The organism is Flavobacterium sp. UBA5153, assembly GCA_002413745.1.
Classification (GTDB): domain Bacteria; phylum Bacteroidota; class Bacteroidia; order Flavobacteriales; family Flavobacteriaceae; genus Flavobacterium.
This window is the reverse complement of record DHXP01000038.1, coordinates 32,901-50,875: the sequence shown is the minus strand read 5'-3', so window position 1 is coordinate 50,875 and position 17,975 is coordinate 32,901. Positions and strand designations below refer to the sequence as shown.

General features: G+C 34.5%; 12 protein-coding genes. All 12 read right to left on the bottom strand.

From position 1 onward, the window contains the following. Positions 1-2 precede the first annotated feature (2 nt). The 12 genes from B2145_RS07830 to B2145_RS07775 all read right to left on the bottom strand — a co-directional run bounded on the left by B2145_RS07830 (position 3) and on the right by B2145_RS07775 (position 17,905). Positions 3-2,570: a beta-L-arabinofuranosidase domain-containing protein gene (locus B2145_RS07830; protein WP_291100601.1), complete on the bottom strand. Its 2,568-nt coding sequence runs from the start codon at positions 2,568-2,570 to the stop codon at positions 3-5. A 12-nt stretch (positions 2,571-2,582) separates the two neighbouring features. Continuing rightward, the gene (locus B2145_RS07825) at positions 2,583-4,613 is read right to left on the bottom strand and encodes a glycoside hydrolase 5 family protein (RefSeq protein WP_291100598.1); all 2,031 of its coding nucleotides are present in this window, start codon (positions 4,611-4,613) and stop codon (positions 2,583-2,585) included. Between the two features lie 124 nt (positions 4,614-4,737). Next, positions 4,738-6,162 (bottom strand): glycoside hydrolase family 125 protein, encoded by a 1,425-nt coding sequence (locus B2145_RS07820; protein WP_291100595.1) that lies wholly within the window; start codon positions 6,160-6,162, stop codon positions 4,738-4,740. 2 nt (positions 6,163-6,164) lie between these two features. Beyond that, positions 6,165-7,787, bottom strand: a complete 1,623-nt coding sequence (locus tag B2145_RS07815) for a glycoside hydrolase family 31 protein (RefSeq protein ID WP_291100593.1) — start codon at positions 7,785-7,787, stop codon at positions 6,165-6,167. A 116-nt stretch (positions 7,788-7,903) separates the two neighbouring features. Next, positions 7,904-10,450, bottom strand: a complete 2,547-nt coding sequence (locus B2145_RS07810) for a beta-mannosidase (RefSeq protein ID WP_291100590.1) — start codon at positions 10,448-10,450, stop codon at positions 7,904-7,906. 262 nt (positions 10,451-10,712) lie between these two features. Further along, the gene (locus B2145_RS07805) at positions 10,713-10,889 is read right to left on the bottom strand and encodes a T9SS type A sorting domain-containing protein (RefSeq protein WP_291100587.1); all 177 of its coding nucleotides are present in this window, start codon (positions 10,887-10,889) and stop codon (positions 10,713-10,715) included. Then, entirely contained in the window at positions 10,886-11,182 is a 297-nt protein-coding gene (locus tag B2145_RS07800; RefSeq protein ID WP_291100584.1) for a hypothetical protein, read from the bottom strand. The genes B2145_RS07805 and B2145_RS07800 overlap by 4 nt, the downstream gene beginning before the upstream one ends. A gap of 263 nt (positions 11,183-11,445) precedes the next feature. Continuing rightward, positions 11,446-12,084: a hypothetical protein gene (locus B2145_RS07795; protein ID WP_291100581.1), complete on the bottom strand. Its 639-nt coding sequence runs from the start codon at positions 12,082-12,084 to the stop codon at positions 11,446-11,448. Positions 12,085-12,318: 234 nt separating this feature from the next. Beyond that, a complete protein-coding gene (locus B2145_RS07790; RefSeq protein ID WP_291100578.1) occupies positions 12,319-12,834 on the bottom strand; it encodes a VOC family protein in 516 nt (171 codons plus the stop codon). Positions 12,835-12,910: 76 nt separating this feature from the next. Continuing rightward, positions 12,911-13,852, bottom strand: a complete 942-nt coding sequence (locus B2145_RS07785) for an RraA family protein (RefSeq protein ID WP_291100576.1) — start codon at positions 13,850-13,852, stop codon at positions 12,911-12,913. A 30-nt stretch (positions 13,853-13,882) separates the two neighbouring features. After that, positions 13,883-15,829, bottom strand: coding sequence for a DUF4861 family protein (locus B2145_RS07780; protein ID WP_291100573.1), 1,947 nt, complete (start codon positions 15,827-15,829; stop codon positions 13,883-13,885). A gap of 504 nt (positions 15,830-16,333) precedes the next feature. Next, the gene (locus B2145_RS07775; RefSeq protein ID WP_291100570.1) at positions 16,334-17,905 is read right to left on the bottom strand and encodes an MGH1-like glycoside hydrolase domain-containing protein; all 1,572 of its coding nucleotides are present in this window, start codon (positions 17,903-17,905) and stop codon (positions 16,334-16,336) included. Positions 17,906-17,975: the final 70 nt, after the last annotated feature.

Here is a 17,975-nt window from a genome sequence, read left to right as displayed (position 1 = left end):
AATTAATTATTTTGTTTTTTTATCCAAGTTGAAATTACCCCACCTGTTTGACTCGCATCGGCGTAAGGGACAAGTATAATGTTTTTGTTGCTGTTTTCACCTGTAGCTTTAAGCTCGAATTTTTCAGTACCCACCCATTTATTTGGCAACGAATAAGTAGTTGGCAATAACTCTATATTCACTGTGTTTACAGTAAATTTATTTATATCGAGATCATTATTGAGACTTTGATCAAAAGCCATCACTTGAGGCCCACGCTGCAAAGCAACTTGATTTGGATAACTTTTACCTCCATCTAATACAATAATTGGCATAGTAAAACTGATTTCTATTTTATCGCCTTTCTTCCAAAGTCTTTCAATTGAGGTGGTTTGAGTTTTGGCAATTAATTGTTTTTGACCGTTTATTTGAATGCTAAAATCACTTGCCCAATACGGTTTTCGAAATTCAACGGGAAATCTAACTTTACTACCGCTATCTACTGTTATAGTTACTTTTCCATCCTTTAAATAGTCGCCAGTTGTGGTAAAAGAAATTTTATTTTTAGCAACTAGTGTACTATACTTGCCTGGCTGATACAACAAAAAAGCAGGATTATTATTTATTTTTCCATTTACAAAAAGGGGTATCATAGCGATTCCTCTTGGTACACTACTCATACAGCAGGTGATTACTGTACGGAAAGGTTTTTTACCCACCAATGGAGTATAATAACTCACACCGCCAGTTTGCGGATTTTCTGCTCCTGTTAAATGATTATAAACAGAGCGCTCCAATTCATCCAAATATTTCATTTGACCAGTAATACAAAAAAGTTGATAATTAAGCTGTACCCAGGTAGTGGTCACACATCCTTCCCCCATATTATCTTTATTTCCGCCCGGCAGAACATGATCGTCCTGAAAATGCTCGAAAGAACTGGTGGTTCCAGTAATGTAAAGTCGGCTTGCTACAATATCATTCCAGGCCGTTTGGATTGGTTTCAAAAATTTATCATCGTTTGTAAGACGGTATAATTTTACTATTCCTAAAAAATTTGACATCATTTCATAGGCTTTGGCATTGGCAACCTTATCAACTCTTCCCTCTGAGTTCAAAGTGGTAATTATTCGTGGACCACCAGGATTATCAAAACTTTTTACCAGTTCATAACAATAGTCAAGATATTTCTTGTTACCTGAAAAACGATAAAGCTCTGCCATTGATTCTAAAATGCAAGTCGCAGCCATTCCAACGTGTCCACCAGCTTTTACAATATCTTTCTGTCCTTTTTCCGTGCCAAAAGTCTGCATTATTAGATCTCCAATTTTTTCACTTGACACCAAAGCGGGTTTGAATCCAGAAAGTTCATAATAGCGCAATAATCCCATTAAATCATAGCGATGACTCCACACATCCCAACTTGTCCAGTGACTATCCATATCATAAGTACCCAGATATCCATCTGCCAATTGAGCGCCAATAAGCTGCTGGGCTGATCGGTCAATTTGATTTTTTAATTCCGGGTCTGCATTATTGTCATAAGCATTGCAAGCGGCTTCTAAAAATTTACCGATATGTTCCCCAATCCAAGAATGATTTCCTGGGCGATTGATAAAACCCGCCAGTATAGCTTCTTCATCTACTTTGTGCAGACGCAATTCTGTATTGGCTTTAAGTCTGTCTCCCAACCAACCATTAATTACAATTTTATTTAAGTCTGCAGGTAAATATTTTTGTAAAGCTTTGTATTGAACAACTGGTAAAGCTGGCTTATAGATTATGCTTTCATAACCATATTCTGCATTCCATTGACTGGTATATTGGAATGAAGCAACGCTAAGTGTATATACTATTTTTAAAAAAGGAGATGCTGATTTGTAAGGAAAAATAATTTTATTTTCTCCCACTCCAAGAAGAATGTTTTTTTGTGCACTATGAACTTTTACACCTTGAAAATTATAAAAATCTGCCTGCAAAACTCCATCAATATTTTTTGGAGATTTATTGGTAATTTCTAATTGATATTCCAACTCTTTATTTTGAATTGTACCTTTAACATCCGCATTTTTAATAGTGCTTTTATAGGCAAAAAAGTTGGAGGGAGCTGCTGCCATAAATGTGGGGATTTTCGAAATATTAAAGGAACCCCAATGACTAACCCTAAGCGAAATGGCATTTTCTTTATCCCATAAAATATCTTCTTTGGCAACCAAATAATTTCTATAGGTATCACCTGAACCCGTTGAACCAATCATCTTTCCATTTAGGTAAGTATCATCAGTTTGAAGCACTTTTCCCATACTCAAAGTCAATAAACCAGTCTTCTCAAATTCGGATTTCAAAGATGAAGGTATGATTATTTTTTTGCGAATCCATAAGGTTCTGTTGGCTGTTGTCTTGCGATCGTCACTCCATTTCAAATCCGTTAAATTTTCCCAAGAGCCATCATTAAATTCTGGCTGGCTAAATTCTTTTTTATCTTCAAAACTGATTTTCCAAGGACCTTCAACGATAAAGGATTGGGCTTTTGCTGCTGCACTTACCAAGCACAGAACTATGGCAAGAATGGTAATCTTAAATTGCTTCATAATTAAATAATATTATATTTTGTTAATTTTCAGAACAACGGCATCATTTGCCGAAATTGAAACGGTATTGTCATTGGGCATATTTCCATACAATGCAGATTTCACTTTCCATCCCTGTTTTATAGTGATATCAGAAGACAAATCTTCCGTACTATAATTGATTAGGATTACTACTTTTTCTTTATCATTAATTTCGTGTTCTGTTACACCAATAAAAGGATTTGACTGCTGTAGCACTCGCTGCTCCATTAGAGGTTTGGCTATTTCTTTATAAATAGCTGCATATTTAGGTTGTCCTTTATCAAAAGCACCTGTTGTTGTCGTTAAATTATTCTCTAATGGGAAAGTCAACAAATAAATAAATCCTTTACCATAACTTGTTTTCAAAAACAATGGATTGCCATCTTCTTCAGCTGCTAAAACGGTAGTTTTTTTAGGATCAATTCTTAATTTTCGTTCTGATTTTGAAGTAAAAATTAAGGGTTCTGAATTGATGTTCGCATTGAAAGCAATTGGACCTCTGCGTTTCTCATTCACTGAAACTTCTACGCCAAGTGGTTCATTAAAAGTAGGCAGATAAGCATCATCCAATGACATATATAATGTTGATCCATTTTTTACTTTTTCTAATAATTTAAACCAATAGTCTTTATAAAATGGATCAATGCCTTTCAAAGAAGGTAATAAATATAAAGGTGAGTCAATTAATTCCTGATCTGCTTTTTGAAATTTAAAATCGAAACCAGCTTGTTTTGCCAATACAAAACTAGAATAGGCAACAGACCAAGTGTCTTGGCCTTCTGTCAAAATGCAAACGGCTTCGGTTTTTCGAGCAGGCAATGTTTTAAAAGGTAATTTATCAATAAAATTACTGAATGCTTTCAATTCATTTAGTACCGGTTTTGGCTTTCTATCCTCTTGAATCAAACCCAATTCAGCCTCAACCGAAGCATAATTATAAGGAGGATATTTAAAACTCAATTGATCGTACGCACACCACCAGAAAGTTCCCATACAGTCGTGAGCCCAATTAGAGAATAAAGCTGTTCTTGCAAAAGCTGCTTTCTCTTTCTCGCCTCCTGTCATTGGTCCCATAACCCCTGTTTCTTCGGTTAAAGCAGGTTTACCACCGATATCCCCGTATAATCTGGTTTCTGCAGCGGCATGCAGAATGGTTCGCATTGTGTTAATTCCATCCTGGCTGGTATATTTTGTCCATAATGAATACGGATGTGTGGTCAAAATATCAGTTGTAGCTGCCTGATCTATGATTCTCCAAGTAGCATTATTTTCGGCTTGTAAACTGTGCATCCCAGAAACTATAGGCCTTGTATTATCCTCGCTTTTAATGGCTCCTGATATGATTGAAGACCACACATAAGCTTGATTGTGATTCTCTAATTTTTGCATTTCGTTGCACTCATTTCCAAAATCCCATGCTATAATAGCTGGTTTATTTTTTAATCGCTTTACAAAAGAAGTCACGAATTTTTGTTGCCAAACTAATGAAACTGGATCTGTCATTATATCTTTTCCTTCAAGAGCTGGCGGAACATAAAGCTGACCACTCATCCATCCAGTTACAAGTCCAACTACCAATTTCAAATTGTGTTTTTGTGCCAAATCTGCAAAAATTTCAAAATGTTTCAATTGGTCTTCGCTCATTCCGTCACTACCAATTCCTGTTAATGGTAAAGGTTGTTCGTCTTTGGTAGCAAAATACTTCACTTCGCCTCTACCCGAATACACGATATGGATAGGTTGAAAATCCGGCCACAGCGGAAATACTCTTAACACTTTTATCCCGTTTTCGGACAACTGCTTAAAATCTTGTTCTATAATTTCAGGCTTCCAATCCTTCCACATATGAGTTCCTGCGTGTGAGGACCAATAATTGACACCTATTGCAAATGTACCCGGAGTGGTTAGTAATTTTTCTTGTGCAAAAGTGAAATTGTATACGCAGCATACAAATAAAACAATGAGTTGTTTTTGTATACGCTGTGCAAAATTCCCAGTTCTTATAAACCCTTTCTTTTCCATTGGTTATTTTATGTATTTATGCATAATAAATTTTATTTAATATGCTGTAAACTAATTTATTTAAAATTTTATAATCATACTCAAGCAAAGCCATCTGCTATTTTTTTTACCATTCATAGCATTATCAGCTTAGCAAATGAGGTCTTTCTACAGATAATTTTATAATGAATTCCCCGAATAAGGTATTTGCCCAGGCAAACCATTTCCGTGTGAATTTGGTAGCATCATCCTTATAAAATGCCTCATGCATAAACCCTGTACCGCCATGACTCTTCTTGAGCATGTCAATACATTGCTTTATTTCCATATCATCATTTGAAGTAAGACCACGCATAATAATGCTCATAGGCCAAATCATATCTCTGCCTACATGAGGACCTGTTATTCCTTCTGCCACTTTTCCTTTTGCATAATAAGGATGATTACCAGGTGTAAGTAAAAATTTTCTAGTGTTCATATATAACGGATTGTCAACACTTATTGCCCCTATGTATGGCAAGGATAAAAGACTAGGTATATTTGAATCATCAATAAGATAGCTGCTTCCAAATCCATCTATTTCGTATGCTAATATTTTACCCGCCTTTTTATGGTTTATCACAGCATACTCTTTCAAGGCAGACTCCACTTCATTGGCAAGTTGCAAACATTCTAATGAAAAAGTCTCATCTTGAAATTCCTTCTCTACTATTTCAGCTAATTGACGAAGCGATACAACAGCAAAATAATTGGATGGAATTAAAAAAGGAAAAACAGTACCATCATCTGAAGGTCTGAAAACAGAAGCTATTAACCCAATGGGATTTACAGGCGCACCAGCACCACCACCAGCTGCGGTATCTGTAGGGCGATTAGTCACACGTTTGAAATTGTAAGACCCATTATTATTTTTACGCTGTTGATTTTTAAAAGTGGCCACAATCTCTTTCATTGCTATTAACCAAGTGCTGTCAAAACAAGATTTATCAGCACTTTGCTTCCAGTATCCATAAGCCAGCCTAATTACATAACATAAAGAATCCACCTCCCATTTTCTTTCATGAACACCAGGTTTCATCAACGTTTCATCATTATGCCCTTTTCTTTCCTGATCATTAAAAAATGCATTCGCATAGGGATCAATCAACACATAGTAAGCATGTCTGTTAATTACACCAGCAATCATTGTCTCCAGTTCTTTGTCGTTTTTCATTAAAGGCAGGTAAGGCCAAACCTGTGCAGAAGAGTCACGCAGCCACATGGCATCTATATCACCAGTAATAATGTAAGTATCCGGTTTATTATCTTTTATTGAAGCAAATACTGTAGTGTCAAGTGTATTGGGAAAACAATTATTAAACAGCCAAACCAGCTCTTTATCCTTTATCTTTTTAGACACTTCCACTATTTCTTTTTCAACTGCTTTACTAATAAAACGTCTGTTCGCTAATGGCGGCCGCAATGACTCGTAATCGAAAACCGGCATTTTCGCAAACACCATTTCCGGCAAGAGTGAAATACCGAAACCAGCAAGCACAGTATCTTTAATAAAATCTCTACGTTTGTACATTTTTATTTAGTATTAATAAAATAAGGCAAACGATCCAAAGGCACCTCTATACTGATTGTTTGTCCCCCTTTGTGTTTCTTCCCTAAATCATCAATCCAATTTCCTTTTGGCAATTTGACTGTTCGTTTGTATCCTTTTTCGATCATCGGACAAACTAGATATTTATCCCCAAGCATAAATTGTGTATCGCAGGAAATAAATCCTTGATTAGGAAAAACATACTCCAAGTGACGTACAATTGGTTCCCCATCGACTGCTGCTTTTTTGGCCAGAGTCACAATATAATCTCCCATTGAAGCATGTAATTTTGCTGCTTTTCGAACGATTTTTAAATGCTTTTCATCCAAAACTCTCCAAGGTGCCACCGAAAATTGCATCATTGGCATTAAAGCTTGCGTTTGTGCCGAACGCACCATTAATTCCTGATCAAATTTAGAGTAATCTATATTTTCAAAAGTAGATAATAAACCTCCTCCAATCATATCAGGACAAGTAAAAGGATGTCCGATTAAACCAGCCGAAACCATATCGGGAACTAACAATTTCAAGTCATCCCAAGAATAACCTTTATCCTGCAAACGCTGTGCAAGCGGCTGATTACCATTCTTCCAGCCTGCACGAAATTCATTAAAATCAAACTCGGCACCTAATTTTCCAAATAATTCAGCCTGAATTGGGCCGTTGGTATTTGTATCATCATTTGGAAAAACTTTAGAACCTTTGGAATAAAAATCAGAATCAACAGCATCAAATTTAAAACCGTCAATACCATATGTACTTTGTAATGCCTTTAATTTAGATCTTAACCAATCAACGGCAAATGGTTTTGTAAAATCCAAACAGCCGCTATACCCGTTCCACCATTTAATTATGGCAGGTTTTGAATTTTCTTTTTTTAGCACTACTGCTTTATTTTTTGCCAAATGACCAAACTCTTTACCGTCTGGGCTAACAAACGGTGTCAGCCATAACATCACTTTAAATCCTTTTTGATGTAGTTCGTCAACCATCAATTTAGGGTTTGAAAACTTGCTTGGGTCAAAATCAAAATTTCCATAATCTTTGGACCAAATATCATCAATCATAAAAACACCTGATGGAAAATCATTGGTCAAAATATCATTGGCATATTTCAATATCTTTGGCTGATCTTGATTATAATTAAGTTCAATCCACATATTATATTGCGGCATTTTAAACATTAATTCATTAGGCATTTTTCCTGATGCGGGAAAGTGCAATTTCATTGCGCTTACATAAGCATCTCGCAATGTTTTGCCAGAAGACACAGCATTGATTTTTTCATATTGGGAATGCAGAGTCATATTTCCGTCCTTAAATTCAAAGGCAAATGGCTGATCGCTCCAGACATAACGCCCTTTGTTGGAAATCAAAAGTGGCACTGCCTGATTGCCTCGATTATCAATACTGAGATCATTTAACTTTTCGTTGGGGCCGTACGGCTGAAAAGAAATATCCTTGAGAGGTGTGTTGCAAAAAGCTTTAGCTGTATAGGCTCCATACCATTTTTCTTCGGAGAGTGATTTTATTTCTGAAACATTCTCTTGTGAAAAAAGATTTAAAGAAAGAATAAAAGCTAGACAAATAAGGGCATTTTTTTTCATTTTTATTTTGTTTTAATACTATTGTAATTTATTGTTTTGAGTCATTAATTTGTGTTTCTAATTAATTCAAGTTGCTGGTTAATAGCTTTATTTAATTATAATAGAAGCTAATAAAATTAATAGGCGTCAATCAATGTTTTGATTTCAATTTTTCCCAAAACAGATTTCAAATCTTTTGTTTTCACATCTATCAATTTTCTTTCGTTAGGCAACAAATCGAAATAATTGTCACTGAATGCATTATCTACATTGGGTAAAAATAACCATACGCTTTTAGCCATCTTAGTGGTGCTTAACTCGATTGTTGTATCACTAATTTGCTTCAACTTTACCTTAACATTAGAAAGCTCTAAATTTTTAGGTTTCTCAAAATAAAAATTGTTTTGAGAAACTTGTTTATTATCAATCAGTAACTTCATATTAAGCACCACATTTTTCTTGTTATTTAGATCAACTAATTCATTTTCCTTGAAGGACATAATAAGGGTACTGCTATTTTCAGGCAATAGCACCTCCATGTTTTCGAATTTTAAAACTTTCCCATTAAAATCTATAAGCGAAACTTGCACAACGGCATTTATAGATTTATAAACATCTGATATTGCAAATATTTTGATGCTATCATTCTCTTTAACAGCCGATATTAGGAATTCATCAAAAACTCGTTTAGTCATATACTGTTGCGCTTTCCACCGCCCATAATAATCCATACTGCTCCAGGAAGCTACCGGCCAACAATCATCTATCTGCCAATTAAGTGTACCCATACAATAAGGTTTGGCACGACGATGGGTTTCCAATGCTATTTTTATTCCTTCTGCCTGAAGAACTTGACCAACATAGAGGAAATTTTCAAATTTTTTAGGAACGGTAAACATCTCTTTCATATAATGTGTAATTGTTCCATTTCCAATTGTAGAACGCTGGTGGGCTGTCATTACTTCTGAATTTATATCATAATCCGAAGGAATTGTATATTTTTTTACTGTTTCAAGTTCTGGAAATGACTGAAATCCATATTCGCTCATAAATCTGCCAACCACTTCATTATACTTTTCAAATGGTTCTTTTCCCCACCAAACTCCCCAATAATGAATGTCACCTGAGGCGAGGTTAAATTTATATTTCATGGAGTAATTTTCGTAATTTGGTGAAGATGACCAATAGAATTTTTCTTCATCATAAACCTTAAGTACACCCGGTAGCAAAGTATGAAAAACCTCATCATAGGTATTAAAAACAGTAGCGGAATCCTTTTGGGTTTTAAAATTATCTTTTGTATGCCCCCAAAATTTTTCATTAATGAATTGCGTGGCTTCATTATTACCGCACCAAAGCGCAATAGAGGAATGATTTCTAAGCCGCTTAACATTGTATTTTGCCTCGGCTATAATATTCATTTTTACATTTTCAAGCGGTGCCACCATAGTACAGGCAAACATAAAATCTTGCCACACTAAAATTCCTTTTTCATCACAAAGATCATAAAATAAATCATTTTCATAAATCCCTCCTCCCCAAACACGTAGCATGTTCACGTGTGACGAAACGGCAGTATTAATAACATGCTCATAACGTTCTTTAGTAACCCGAGGTAAAAAATTATCTTGCGGAATATAATTCGCCCCTTTGATAAAGACAGGTTTTCCATTGACTTTAAAATAGAATGATTTGCCTTTTTCATCTGTTTGGTTTACTAATTCAATGGTACGCAAGCCACGCTTTACTTCGCTACTTCCAATTTCAGTATTTTTATCCAAAATGACAGCCCTGAACTTATAAAGTTTTTGATCACCCATACCATTTGGCCACCACAGTTGAATATCATTCATTTCAAATTTAGCAGCTACACTATTCTCTCCTTTAAAAACCATTATATTTTTAGTAATAATAGGAGTTTGGTTATCATCAACAAATAACTGTAAAGTTTTTAATCCTTCGGAACTACTTGACAGGTTCATTTGAACTTCCAAACTGGCATTATTTGCCTCTATTTTTAGCTGTTTTATAAATAAATCTTCAATATGAACTTTCTTCCACGCCAATAATGTTAGCGGCCGCCAAATACCAGAAGTTACAAAGCGCGGTCCCCAGTCCCAGCCATAATGATATCCCGCTTTTCTGGTAAAAGCACTTAATCGTTTATCTGCTTGATCATTGTTGCTTACGGGTACTACATAAGGAAGACTATCATAGAGAGGCATTGTCCTATTTAACGGAGAATAAAATGTGATCGACAAATTATTCTGACCTTTGATTAAATATTTTTTTATATCCGCTTTCCATAATAAAAACATATTATCTGCGGCAATTACCTTTGTGCCATTTATAAAAACATCTGCATAAGTATCAAGACCTTCGAACTGAATTTCAATTGCATCATTCTCTAAAAGTTGATCATCTGCGGGGAATTCCATTTTATACTCCCAATCAGAAGTGCCTATCCATTGTAAGTTTTTTTCATTGTTACGAAAAAAAGGATCTTCAATTTTCTTGTTGTGAAGCAAATCCGTATGCACGGTACCAGGCACGATTGCTTTCATCCATTGGGCATCTCCTTTTTTTCTGAACAGCCAGTTGTTGTTAAGGTTTACTTTTACTGTCTGAGCAGAAAGGCTTCCAATTAGCATGATCATTGCTAAATAAATTCCTGATTTGAGCATATATTTTGTTTGTATTAAAACGTATTATTTTTATTTGTTTAAAATTGTAAATGTGCTACTAATACCCTTAAAAACAATTTATCTGCAAAGATTCAACAGTATCACACATACTGTTGAACTTACCGGTCTTTATAATATGCTTTTGATATTTAAAATAAATTAAGCCGAAGAAAATATAGAATATTTCTTTAGAAGAAATAAATTCTCTCTTACTCCACTATCTAATTAAATATCCACGGAAAGACATTAGCCCTCCTTAAGATTATTTTTGAATAATTATTTTTTGGGTGGCATTTGCTCCTTCAACAAAATAAGTACCACTATTCAATTTATCCACATTTATAGTATTACTACCATTTTCCACTTTAAACTGATGTACTTTTTGTCCCAATACGTTATAAACACTAAAACTTCCAGAAACCTCAGAATTGATATTCAAAATAACTTTTGATGGATTTGATACATAGACCAATTTTGTACTTTTTTCTCAAAACTAGCAGTAGCTAAAGTTCCTTGTGGAACAAAAGAAATACTTCTAAACATTTCTGTATTATCTGTAGAGGCTACTACCGAAATAACCCTATCAGCACCAACATTAGTCCAATCTACATTATAACTAGTATTATCTACAATTTTAATAATTTGACTATGTGTATAAGTAACACTAGTATTATTTCCATTGTGAGAAATAGAATACAAAGCTGGCTTCCCGCTTTCAATTCTCCCAATCAATGCATAGGCACCAGTACCAGGAACTCCTTAAGATGGTGCTGGCGAAATACCTGAACCGTTTATACTTGTACCAGCAACCCAATTTGTACCATTCCAAGTAAACTTAGTAACACCACTATTTCTATTTGCGACGTACATTAAATCATTACCAGCTGTATCACCAACACCAGCAGTGGTGTCGAAAAATACAACTTGAACACTATCAGTAGAGTATTAGCTAAAATAGTTCCAATACCAGTTATAGGATCAAACTTAGTTATCCCCTAACCACTACCATAAAGTCCTGCTTGGTTGTATGTAAAATTACGAATAGACTGACCAGCTGGAAGACTTAGACCAACTGCAGTCATCATAGTTGTTCCAGAAGGGTTATTAGCTCCATAATTAATTGTTCTATATGGAGGAGTTCCTATACCCGTTGCAATTAAAAAAGAAGAACCATCAGCACTTATAGCATTTCTATAAGCATTTCTATAAGCATTTCCAGCAAAATCTGAAGCTAATATATTAGTGACAGTTCCGAATGTTTTTTGTGAGTCTAACCTATATATCATTTTAGAATTTGCTCTAAAAGTTGCAGAACCAGATTTTACACCACCATTAAATCCAATGATTGAAATAGACTTGTTATCTTGTGACAATCCAATTTCTCCTTCATAAGCAACAGATCGTCCGTCTAAAACTAGGTTTGGAAGAGCAATTGCTGAACCAACATTAGCGCCTGCGGGAGTAATTTCCTGTAAAACTGCGTAATACCCATTAGTTGCATCATCTGCATTGACAATAGTGGTTTGACCACCTGAAATATTAATCTTTGAAACGACAAGATTACCTGCTGTAAATTGTGCTCGCGCACACAATGTGGTAATAAAAAATACAACCAATAGTAGACTTCTTTTCATAACATTAAAATTTAAGGATTATTAAAATAGATTTCACAAATGTAGAAATTAAAATGTTTTAAATAACATCATTCTAAAAAAAAGTATTATATTTTATGATAATCATTTAATTTGTCACAAATTCATTAATAAACAAAAATAAAAACATTTTTTAATGGCATTTCAAGCAATCTGGGGCAATAAAAAGGAAGATGCACATGAATTTTACAAAATTCTCGGTTAATTTGAAATGCATTATTCTGAACTTATAAACTCCACAAAATTCCCATCGGGATCTTGAATCAAAACAAACCGACGTTTTTCATCAAGCATAGTAGGAGTTTGTCCTAGAGTTTTGATATTAAATTTTTTAATCCGTTCTAAAACGAGTTGCAACGATTTTACATAAATGGTTAAGTACCGTATTCCATTTGAGTCGGGAAGATACTTTTGTTTGGAATGGTCTGTTTTTTTAGCAAAAGACATTAATTTTAATTCCGTTGCATTTTCGGTATTTTCCAATTTAAGCACTTTAATATCAAATTTTTCTTCTTTGCTCAACCCCATTCTTTTTGCCTTATTGGAATCTATAACAAATTCCCTGACTTGTAACATCCCAACCACATTTGTATAAAAATCGATTGATTTATTGAGGTCTTCGACTAGGATACCCAATGAAATAGTTGGTTTTAGAAAGTTGTTTTGTGCTTTCGCATTAAAAAATAATAATCCAAAAACAATAATATAAAAGGCAATAGATTTTTTTTTCATCTCACTATAAATTAAAAAGCTGTCTATTAAATTTTTAAAATAAAATAGACAGCTTCATATCATTAAACTATAAATACTAGAAATTACGTTTTTCAAGGAATTTATCTAATTCGGGTCTAGTCATAGGCAATTTACCTTTGTAAGTATCCAACCAACCTCTAAAATCTTTTTTGATATCATCGCTCCATTTGCTATCAATAATTCCTGCAGTATATTTGCCTTCTTTGATGCGTTGTTGTCCAAAAACATCAAACAATTCAGTTACTTCACCTGTTAAAACGATATGTTCTACCAAATGAGCAGGAACAAATACAACACCATCTTTTTTAGCCAAAACTGCATCACCTGGCAATACAGTAGCTTCACCAATACGAATAGGCGCATTGATTGTAGTTAATAAAGTTTTACGCATATATGAAGGATCTGTTCCTTTTACCCACACATTAAAACCTTCTACTTTTCGTAAATCTTCGGTATCTCTAATATGTCCGTAAACAATGGCACCTCGATGGGAACGAGCCCATACTCCATTCCCTAAATTTGACCCCATTACCGTTCCGTATGCTTGTTTATCGTAACCATCCGCCACATAAAAATCACCATCAACTAAAGTTGTCATCGCCCATGACACAGTTCTCTTTTGTTGATACATGCGACCTTCCGCTTTACCCTGTTCAAGCACTTGATTTTCAAGGTCGATACGGGCAGGCATAAACTGCGCAGTTACTGCACGTCCAGTCATGACATTATGGTCATTCTCATTCAACAACTTCCAGTTTCCTTCAAACTGATTAAAATACCCCAGTTCGATTAATTCCGCCCAAGCTTCCTCAAGTGTTATTTCTTTTAATCGTTCTAATAGATTATCAGAAACTTTAGGTCTTCCATCAGCAAATCGTTCTCCTTTCCATTCTGCTGTTAATGCTTTAATATATTCTGGTGACTGCATTACATTTTGTGCTTTTATAAATGAACACGCAAAAAGCAATGCTAAAAGTAAAATATTCTTTGTTTTCATAATCATTTGTATTTATCTATTTTTAATTTGTTATTTATATATTTTAGTTTCATCTATAAACTTCAATTTTTTGGACTCTTTTTCGACATATTTAAACCAATCTTGTTTTTGTCTAAAATATTTTGTTTGATCCCAACCTACCCCAGAATAATATACAAAAGGAACATTCGTTTTAACTTTAACAAGAACATATTCATCTCCAGCATAAGAGGCATATCCCACAAAATCTTTAGGGTTAACTAACACAGCCGTACCAATACTTCCGTGCTCCGGGCTTGTATTTTCCCAAATGGTTAAAGTCGCTTTCTTTTTATTTTTTATAATTTCTGGTTTTCCATAGCTTGTAATACCCACTGCAATAACTAATTCTCTTTCTTGATCACTTTTTAGAGTACTGGTCACTTTAAAAAGATTAGTTCCTAGACCCATTTCAATAATTTTCTTTTCCTCAATTTTCATTCCTGGAACACTCCATGTTAGATAATTTAATTGAAGTGCTATTCCATCTGTTTGATTTTTGAGAAATTTATAAGTATCAAAAGTTTCGGAAGGATAAGGTTTATTGTCAATCCATATAGCTATTGCTCCACAACCTCTTAATTTACCCATATTATAAAAATCACATCCTTCTCCTCTATCGGTATGATAATCTTTGCCTTCAGCATTCAATTTGTACCAATTATCAATAATAGGATAATCTACTTTTTTTGTCCAAACATCAATACCATTTCCCACTTTTGCACGAACGGATGATCCGTAAACACGATAAGCTATACGGTCATTTTCCCATGCAACATCACTACCTCTGTCAAATTTCATATAAGTCCTGACTGCTTTTGGAGAATCCACAATGGAGTAAACACCCATTCTGTCTAAAGGAATTATTGTAGTTATTCCCATCTTGGCAGCTTGCGAAAAAGCCAATATAGCCGGGCCAAAAGCGTGATGATCATTGAAAACCCAAGGACGCAATTTATAATCATTTTTGGTGCCTTTGTTTGGCGCAAGACAGCTAAAACAAGTATGACTTACAGAACCATCAGTTCCGATGTAAGATGTATACCCTTGTAAACCAAGTTTAAAATTTTGCATATATTTAGGCTCTAGAAGATTTTTTTCCAACATAATTCCCAATCCATAAAGAATCAACCCGCTTCCAGATGTTTCTACATAGGAAGACTTATCGGTCATTTCTTGATTCCAAAGACCTTCTTTATTTTGGTATTTTAATGTCGCCAAAAAAAACTGTTTAGCCAATTCAATTACTTCTTGATGTTTTGGATGTGATTCCGGTAAATCTCGTGCTAAAATAGCCAAAGCAAAAGCTCCCCAGCCATTACCACGACTCCAGTTATCTTCAGAAATGCTGCCTTTGCCATTAAATCCTCTAGCTTGGTGTAACAGTCCTGTTTTATTATCCTTCAATATTTTGAACAATTCTAAAGTTTCGGTTACAGCCATATCTATGTAGGCTTGATTTCCTTCCTTTAAACCAGAATATAAAAGGAATGGAGTAACTGTAAAAGCAACATCAATAAAAATCTTGTCGTCAGTAGCAAAATTAGCCGTTATCAACCCTTCGGGAGAACGCTTTTGGTCTTTCATCAATTTAGAAGCCGCTTTAGCCACTTGATCATCTAATGTATTGGTTATTCCTTTATAAGCTAAAAAAGCAGCTCCAGAACCACCAGCTTCATAAGTAAAAAGACTTCCTTTGGCTTTTATTTCACCGTTACTAAATTTTAAATATTTATTAACTACATCTTTTTGCAAATCTTCATTACCCGGCAAAAGCGAAAATTCACTGATTCCGTGAAGCATTAAAGTTCCAGCATAAAAATCGAGTTCAGTATGTTTTAAACCTTGATTGTAAACAGATTTAACTATTTCTGAAGTTTTGTATGCTGTGTTTTCTTGAGCAATTACGGGTTCAATAAAAGCAAACCATACTAAAATAAATGATAAGAGAAATTTCATAATTGAATATTGTATTACTATTTTATGATAAGATTAGAATCCATTAAAATTTGAGTTTAAAAAAAACAAATTTATTCTGTGCACGGGCACAATATTAAACAATTAAAATAATAATTACAAACAATTAACCCAAAATATATTAATTCAATATAATTTATAGGAAATTTAAATGCGTATTCAAGGTGTTTTTTTCTTTAAAATAATTCAATTCACTTAAGGTTCAAATCTTGTCATAGTTGGCACAACTTTACCATCTATGTTTTTGACATGATAATTATTTTTCAAATCAAGTCTTGAAACTGTAACAACTCGTTTATTCTAAATTGCACCTTGCCTAAAACTCCAATTATTCCTCCACTTTTAGTATCGAAATTTATTCGTTGATAACCATCCCAATGACCTTCCATCGGCTCACCAAAGTTTGCTAAATCCTGTCGATAGGACATGATACTTTATCGTTCCTCCATTATCTCTAAACAATCTGTACTGAGTTGAAACGCTATTTTACAATTTAGAAGTTCCTATTTTAACCTCTTTGATAAGTTCCCCATTTTTCCACTTTAGAATTATTTTTAATGGCACATTTGTTTTTATGGTTATAGAGGGTTTTTCGATTTCATTTCTCCTTTTCTTGCACAATATATCCAACACCCCAGTTTTTCCGTAAGGATATTGATTTACTCCGTACTCATCGGTTAGGCGAACATCTATCAAAAGGGTATTTTCGGGTACATTGGGTCTAATTCCAAAAACATATTCAAATAGGTCTGTTATTGGCACAAGACCTGTCCAGCCCACAAAATTCTTTCCATCGTTACCTTGTACTTTGTCTGGCGAATAATTTTCTCTGATGTCGTTGCTTTTATTGAATACCTCCACTACATTGTTTAGGTGATTTAAAGCTATATCGTAAGCTAAAGAGTCGAACTTATATTTTGTTAAACCTCGTAGAACCATATAGTTGGTAGGTGCCCAGACAGCACCATTCCAGTAACCACCATTGGGATTAAAGTTTGGATGGTCAGCCGATAGAGTCGGAACACGATGAAGCCTGTCAAACATCTTATTATCAGATAAATGCCCAACAAATTTTTCAACTCTGTCTGGAGGAACTGTACCCGCCAATAAAGCCCAATATGATGCAATACTTTTTATGCTGGAGAGAGTTCCATCTTGATATCGGTCGAAATAAAAACTTTTATCCGCATTCCACATATTGGCATTGATGAATTGATTCAAGACCAAGATTTCCTTCTCTATACTCGCCACATCGGCTTTACGATCTAACTTATTGGCCATCTCTATTAAAATTGTGCCAGCATAAACTTGCTGTAAAGAAATGTCAATCCATGACATAAAGCCATGACTCCATTCTGGACTAAAATTCTTGGGCATTCTCGGTTGGTTATCCATTCCACAACCCCAGCCACTTGAATAATAAGTGCCGTCAGGCCACGAGCGGTATGTCCTAAACCATTCGTAATATGCTAAAAGTGCTGGAAACACCTTTTCTAATCTTTCCGTATCATTAAAATTTAAATAGTATTCCCATTCCGACCAGGGCATGATATTCGGACCGGTACTGGAAGGGTCAAAACGTTCAAAACAATCAGTGCCATCACTTTCGCGTATCTCTCGACAAATAAAGCCATCGGCATGTTGTTTTGTATAAAAATCATTTAATGTATTTTGAAAGTTAAACACATTATTGGCGTATTTGCCAAACATGGTCATAAAACTACAATCCCACATAAAAATATGACCGTTAAAAGCTGGATCAATAAACGGTGAAACAAATCCGCTTTTTGGATTTACCTTTTTCAGGTTTGAAAAAGCAATCTCCCATGTCCTCCAATAACACTTTATAACATCGGGTCTTGAATTCCAAAGTGGTTGTGGCAATTGATTTTTAATTGAAATAAATTTAGGTGGAGTCGTTGTGTCCGCCTTCATACCTATAAATGAATTTTGATTGACAAACTCATTTTTCACATGTGTTTTGAAATAGGGTTGTCCAAAAACTGCTAAAGCCGAAAAATTCCAGATTACTAAAAAAACTGTTGATTTAAATTTCATTTTATTTATTTTAAAATTACTATGAGCAAACTATTATCAATTCATCAATACTTTGAAAAAACATAATCAG